Source organism: Flavobacterium sp. FPG59, assembly GCF_002150205.1.
Classification (GTDB): domain Bacteria; phylum Bacteroidota; class Bacteroidia; order Flavobacteriales; family Flavobacteriaceae; genus Flavobacterium.
On record NZ_MTCA01000171.1, the window covers coordinates 1 to 6,603 of the forward strand.

General features: G+C 32.2%; 6 protein-coding genes. 2 read left to right on the forward strand and 4 right to left on the reverse strand.

Annotation, left to right across the window (positions count from 1 at the left end; genetic code table 11):
• Positions 1-18 precede the first annotated feature (18 nt).
• Both aroQ and FPG59_RS12535 read left to right on the forward strand, forming a co-directional pair.
• Positions 19-438, forward strand: a complete 420-nt coding sequence (aroQ, locus tag FPG59_RS12530; RefSeq protein WP_086454936.1) for a type II 3-dehydroquinate dehydratase — start codon at positions 19-21, stop codon at positions 436-438.
• 85 nt (positions 439-523) lie between these two features.
• The gene (locus FPG59_RS12535; RefSeq protein WP_086454931.1) at positions 524-3,010 is read left to right on the forward strand and encodes a DUF5686 and carboxypeptidase regulatory-like domain-containing protein; all 2,487 of its coding nucleotides are present in this window, start codon (positions 524-526) and stop codon (positions 3,008-3,010) included.
• Between the two features lie 94 nt (positions 3,011-3,104).
• Here the strand turns inward: FPG59_RS12535 and FPG59_RS12540 are convergent, their stop codons facing one another.
• From FPG59_RS12540 to FPG59_RS12555, 4 genes are all read right to left on the reverse strand, one after another.
• The gene (locus FPG59_RS12540) at positions 3,105-3,974 is read right to left on the reverse strand and encodes a cation diffusion facilitator family transporter (protein WP_086454932.1); all 870 of its coding nucleotides are present in this window, start codon (positions 3,972-3,974) and stop codon (positions 3,105-3,107) included.
• A gap of 95 nt (positions 3,975-4,069) precedes the next feature.
• Entirely contained in the window at positions 4,070-5,380 is a 1,311-nt protein-coding gene (gene murA, locus FPG59_RS12545; protein ID WP_086454933.1) for a UDP-N-acetylglucosamine 1-carboxyvinyltransferase, read from the reverse strand.
• A gap of 93 nt (positions 5,381-5,473) precedes the next feature.
• Entirely contained in the window at positions 5,474-6,199 is a 726-nt protein-coding gene (locus FPG59_RS12550) for a DUF4290 domain-containing protein (protein ID WP_086454934.1), read from the reverse strand.
• A gap of 81 nt (positions 6,200-6,280) precedes the next feature.
• Complete coding sequence (locus FPG59_RS12555; RefSeq protein ID WP_086454935.1) at positions 6,281-6,565, reverse strand: DUF493 family protein; 285 nt, start codon at positions 6,563-6,565, stop codon at positions 6,281-6,283.
• Between the last annotated feature and the right edge of the window lie 38 nt (positions 6,566-6,603).

Sequence of the window (6,603 nt, forward strand, 5' to 3'; positions counted from 1 at the left end):
TTTACCAAAATCAATATTATGAAAATAGGTATTATCAATGGTCCAAACCTAAATTTATTAGGAAAACGCGAACCTGAAGTTTATGGAAACCAAACATTTGAAGACTACTTCACTATTTTAGAAAAAAAATACATGAACGTTGAGTTCCGTTATTTTCAGAGTAATATTGAAGGTGAATTGATTGATAAAATACAAGAATTTGGTTTTTCATTTGATGGTATCATTCTCAATGCTGGTGCATACACACATACCTCTATAGGAATAGGAGATGCTGTAAAAGCAATATCAACTCCCGTAATTGAAGTTCATATTTCGAATACGTTTTCTAGAGAAAGCTTTAGACATCAATCCTATATTTCTGGAAATGCTAAAGGTGTCATTCTAGGTTTTGGTTTGCAAAGTTATGATTTAGCTGTACTTTCTTTTGAACAAAAATAATTAACAATACCTTAAGTTATTGTTTAACAAATAATTAATAACCTATGTAAAAAGTACTGCTATTTTTGTGGAAGAAAAAACTTTCATGAAAAAATACTACCTCTTACTCTTATTAGTTTCTACATTTGTTTGCCAAGCGCAAATAAAAGGAAATGTCACTGACGAAAAAGGCAATCCGTTAGCATTTGTAAACATCTTTCAAGAAGATACTTATAATGGAACTACCTCAAACGAATTAGGGAATTACGAATTTAATGTACTCCCAAAGGGAAAACAAACATTAGTTTTTCAATTTTTAGGATTCAAAACTCAAAAAATTGCTATTGAAACTGCAAAGCTACCTTATACTTTGAATGTTAAACTAGTTGAGGAAAGTTTTTCACTAAATGAAGTAATCATAAACACCAAAAGTAATCCCGCCATTGCCATTATAAAAAATGCTATTGCAAATAGGGATTTTAATACTAAAAACACCAATAAATACCGTGCAGATTTCTATTCCCGTGGTATATTCAAACTGAAAAATGCTCCTAAAAAAATCTTTGGCCAAAAAATAGGCGATTTAAATGGCGCATTAGACTCAACAGGGACAGGAATTATATCTTTATCTGAAACATTTTCTAAAATTGTTTATGAAAAACCCAATAAACTGAGTGAAGTAGTAATGGCATCAAAAGTAAGCGGTAACAATAACGGCTACAGTTACAATACCGCACGATCCTCTTTTTATGATTTTTATGATAATACAATTGACTTTGGCATAGCCATGATTTCGCCAATTGCCAGCAACGCATTGAATTACTACAATTACAAACTAGAAAGCACTTTTTTTGATGACAAGAATAAGATGGTCAATAAAATTAAGGTTAGTGCAAAACGAGATAGCGAACCTGTTTTTGAAGGATATATCTACATTGTTGAAGATTCTTGGGCTATTTATGCCGTAGAACTTGACATTAAAGGATATAGAATAAAAGAAGATTTTCTTGATGTAATGACTTTAAAACAAAATTTTAGTTACAATAATAATTCGAAAATTTGGACAAAAAACACGCAGAGTCTCGAGATTACAGCAGGAGCGTTTGGAATAAAATTTAACGGAAAATACAACTATGTGTATAATAATTATGAATTTGTAACTTCTTTTGCTCCCAAAACGTTTACTAATGAAATTACAAAAATTGAACTAAATGCTAACAAAAAAGACAGCACGTTCTGGAATAGTAACAGACCAATTCCCTTAACAAGTGAAGAAAATTTAGATTATTATAGAAAGGATAGTATTTACACCGTTCGAAATTCAAAAAAATATTTAGATTCCATTGATAAGAAAAACAATAAATTTAATCCACTCAAACTGCTAACTGGATATACATTTAAAAATAGTTCCCAAAAATACAGCATCAGTTATAATGGCTTAATCAATATAGGTACTCTCAGTTTTAATACTGTTCAGGGGTACAATCTTGATTCGGGTTTTAAATATACAAACTGGAAAAATCAAGAAAAAAAAGGCATTTACACCTCATTGAGTACCACGTTTAACTATGGTTTTTCAGAGGATAGGCTGCGTGTAACGGGGCAATTCCTTCATAGGTTTAACAATCAAAATTATGCAACCGTTTATGTAATTGGTGGAAGTTCTGTAAAACAATTTAACCCAAGTGAACCCATTAGCAAAATAGTCAACAGCATCAGTTCTCTTTACTTTAAGAATAATTTCATGAAACTATACAACCTAGAGTCTATGACTATTGGTTTTACACAAGACATTGCAAATGGCGTTAACCTAAATAGTAGAATAGATTATCAACAACGCAAACCTTTATTCAATACAACTAATTATTCGTTGTTTAATAAATCTAATTTATATACTTCTAACAACCCTTTTGATCCTACTAATTATAGTACAACTGCTTTTGAAAAACATCATTTAACTAAATTAAATTTACTTTTTAAAATCAATTTTGGTAATAAATATTCCTCCAGACCTGATGGTAAATTCAATATTAGAAACGAAAAATATCCTACGCTTTATGTAGCTTATGAAAAAGCCATTGGCGCAAGCGAAAAAAAATATGAATATGACTATTTCAACCTGCGCGCTACTTATGATTTAAAATTAGGAAACAAAGGAGTTCTTGGCGTGAATGCAAAAGCAGGTGCGTTTTTAAATGCTCAAAATATTGCTTTTATGGATTACAAACATTTTAATGGAAACCAAACAAGCATAGGGCAAACTGAACGTTATTTGAATGTTTTTAACTTGCTGCCTTACTATTCCAGCAGTACTAACGACCGTTTTGCAGAAGCTCATGCAGAATATAATGATAAAGGATATATTATGAATAAAATTCCACTATTGAATAAATTAAAAGCTACTTTAAATATAGGAGCTCATTCACTTTCTATACCAGATAAAAAACCGTATTCTGAAATGAGTATTGGTCTAGATAATATAGGAATTGGGAAATTTAAAATGTTTAGAATAGATTATGTCCGCTCCTATCAAAGTGGTTTTAAAGGTGACGGAGTGGTATTTGGACTTAAATTTTTAAACATAATTGATTAAAACACTACGTAGTTTTATCTCGATAAACAACAACTCACAATACATAAAAAAGGCACCTGAAAATAATCTCGGTGCCTTTTTTATTTGTGTAAATTTACTCATGAGGTTCTACATGAATCAATACATGTCCTAATTCTGGGATTTGTTCTCTTAAGGTATCTTTGAGTTTGTGAGCAAGGTCATGACCTTCCTTTACGGTTATATTTGAGTTCACTGTTGCATGTAAATCAACATGGTATTGCATGCCTGCCTTTCGGATAAAACACTTTTCGGTATCTAAAATTCCGTCAACTTGAACAGATACTTCTCTAATATGTTCAATCAAGTCATCGTATAAATGTTCATCCATGATTTCGCCAAGAGCAGGTCGGAAAATTAAATAACTATTATACAATATAAATCCAGAGGCAAAAAGTGCTGCCCAATCATCAGCAGCTTCGTAACCATTACCTAAAATTAAAGCAATAGAAATTCCTAAAAAAGCAGCTACCGAAGTGATGGCATCACTCCTATGGTGCCAAGCATCGGCTTTTAATGAAGAACTATTAGTCTCTATACTGCGTTTCATAACTACTCGAAAGGAATACTCTTTCCAAATAATTATGGCGCCAAGAACAATTAGTGTCCAAGGCTTTGGTAATTGATGCGGTGTACCAATATTAATGATGCTTTCATAAGCAATTATTGTTGCCGAGGTTATCAAAAAACCCACTACCAAGAACGTAATCAATGGCTCAGCCCTACCGTGTCCGTACGGATGATTCTCATCAGCAGGTTTATTGGAATATTTAATTCCGAACAAGACTAAAAATGATGCAAAAATGTCTGTTGTAGACTCGATAGCATCAGCAATCAAAGCGTATGAATTGCCAAAAAAACCTGCAAATCCTTTTATAATGGCCAAAGTTGTGTTGCCCACAATACTAAAATAAGTAGCCCTAATTGCTGTTTGTTCTCTTGACATTTGTTTCGTTTAAAAAAGAATCGTTTAAATAAACCACTTGCTTTTTTGTATTGCTAGATGGTTTATTTAAACGATGTATTAAGAATTGAGTAGGTTTACGCTCTAACGATTTGAGCGCCAATAGCTCTCAAACGTTCATCAATACGCTCATACCCTCTATCTATTTGTTCAATATTTTGTATGGTACTTGTTCCTTTTGCAGAAAGCGCAGCAATTAACAATGATATACCAGCACGAATATCTGGTGATGACATGGTTGTAGCCTTCAGTTGTGATTTAAAATCATGTCCCATAACTACAGCACGGTGTGGATCACATAACATGATTTTAGCACCCATGTCAATTAGTTTATCAACAAAAAACAAACGACTTTCAAACATTTTTTGGTGAATCAAAACATCACCTCTTGCTTGTGTAGCCACTACAAGTACAATACTCAATAAATCTGGTGTAAATCCAGGCCATGGTGCATCAGCAATGGTAAGAATAGAACCATCAATATCTGTTTTTACTTCATACCCATTTACATGAGCAGGAATGTAAATATCATCTCCACGGCGCTCTAGAGTAATTCCTAATTTTCTAAATGTATTTGGGATTACTCCAAGGTTGTCCCAACTAACATTTTTTATAGTAATTTCAGATTTTGTCATGGCAGCAAGACCAATCCAACTTCCTATTTCAATCATATCTGGAAGAATTCTGTGCTCACAACCACCTAAGCTTTCTACCCCTTCAATAGTCAATAAATTTGATCCTACTCCGGTGATATTTGCGCCCATTGAGTTCAGCATTTTACACAATTGCTGTAAATAAGGTTCACAAGCAGCATTGTATACCGTTGTTCTTCCTTTTGCTAAAACGGCTGCCATTACAATATTTGCAGTTCCCGTAACTGATGCTTCATCTAATAACATATCAGCTCCAACTAATCCGTCAGCAGCTTCAACACCATAAAAGTGATCTTCTCTATTGTATCTAAACTTAGCTCCAAGGTTAATGAAACCTTCAAAATGAGTATCTAATCTTCGTCTTCCGATTTTGTCGCCACCCGGTTTTGGAATATATCCTTTTCCAAATCTTGCTAACAAAGGTCCAACAATCATGATAGATCCTCTAAGTGATCCACCTTCTTTTTTGAATGCCTCGGTTTCTAGATAATTTATATTTACCTCATCAGCTTGAAAAGTGTAAGAACCTGAACCTGTTTTTTGAATTTTTACACCCAAATTACCTAATAAAGTGATCAATTTATTAATGTCAATAATATCTGGAATATTATTAATAATAACTTTTTCAGGTGTTAATAAAACAGCACACAATATTTGTAATGCTTCATTTTTTGCACCCTGTGGAGTGATTTCTCCTTGAAGACTAATGCCTCCCTCTATTTTGAAAATTCCCATCTTTTATGGTTATGAGTTATAAATTATTTAATTGTACGTAATGATTTTAAAAAAAGTGCCGATAAGGTAATAAGCCACTAATTCTAAAATAAATTACAAGGGTTTTCTATTTTGGTTTTTGTGAGGTAAGTTTGGCTTACCTGTTTTCAAATTTTTGTTGCTTAGAATTTTAGGCTGACCTGTAGGAGCTATTTTATTAGAAACTCGTTTATTAGTTCTCAACAAATCAGTAGTATTAAGCAATTCTTCTGAACTTTGTATTAAATTTAATTTTCCGTCAGATAATTCGTATAAGTGTTCAAAGATTACATCATCTTTTACCGTATCTTTATTCCAACTTAAATATGATTTTTTCATGTGATTGGCAATAACTTTTACCAATGCTTTTTTCATATCTCCATCTTCCCATTTATTAGCAACATCAATCATATATTTAATGTTATTCCCGTAAAACCTATATTTTGGAAAATTTTGAGGATATTTTAAAACATCTGGCTTTAATTGTAATACTTCGCGTGACGGAATAGGATAAGGAGAATCAGCAACTAATTTAAAATCAGACATTATAAACAACTGATCCCATAATTTATGTTGAAAATCTGGAACATCCCTTAAATGTGGATTCAAACTCCCCATAACTTGAATGATGTATTTTGCAGCTTTGTTGCGCTCCACATCATCTTGAATATTTGTAGCCAAGTCAATAAGTTTTTGCAAATGCCTGCCGTATTCTGGAATGATAAGGTGTGACCTTTCGGCATTGTACTCAAGATGATGCACTACATCATTCGAATTTTCTTTAATATATTTTGAATTCATGTTTTGAATGTATCTATTTTAATTCGGTTGCATTATCGAGAAGTTCACCCAATCGAGAAGCACATCAAAAAAATTATGTTTTTATAAAGAAATAATGCCCTCAATTGTAGAAACTTCTAAGTATTTATCTACAATTTCTTGTGAATTTTTCATGGTCACATCAATAGATATGCTTGTAAACTTACCCGTTTTAGATTTTGTTGTTTTTATAACAGCACCCATACAATCAAAAGCAGTCTGTACTTTTTCAATATTTTTAGCATCACTTGGCACTATAAATTTAAATAAGTATTCTGCAGGCCAAGTATTATTAAGGTCTAACTCTACTTTTAATCGATCATAAAATTCTTCAGTCTTTTTATCCATTTTGATTTAAAATAAAGGCAAATATACGGTTTCAACCG

Excerpts from the sequence above, each read along its gene's own strand:
- aroQ (WP_086454936.1), top strand. The coding sequence starts at position 19 with ATGAAAATAGGTATTATCAATGGTCCAAACCTAAATTTATTAGGAAAA.
- FPG59_RS12535 (WP_086454931.1), top strand. The coding sequence starts at position 524 with ATGAAAAAATACTACCTCTTACTCTTATTAGTTTCTACATTTGTTTGC.
- FPG59_RS12540 (WP_086454932.1), bottom strand. The coding sequence starts at position 3,974 with ATGTCAAGAGAACAAACAGCAATTAGGGCTACTTATTTTAGTATTGTG.
- murA (WP_086454933.1), bottom strand. The coding sequence starts at position 5,380 with ATGGGAATTTTCAAAATAGAGGGAGGCATTAGTCTTCAAGGAGAAATC.
- FPG59_RS12550 (WP_086454934.1), bottom strand. The coding sequence starts at position 6,199 with ATGAATTCAAAATATATTAAAGAAAATTCGAATGATGTAGTGCATCAT.
- FPG59_RS12555 (WP_086454935.1), bottom strand. The coding sequence starts at position 6,565 with ATGGATAAAAAGACTGAAGAATTTTATGATCGATTAAAAGTAGAGTTA.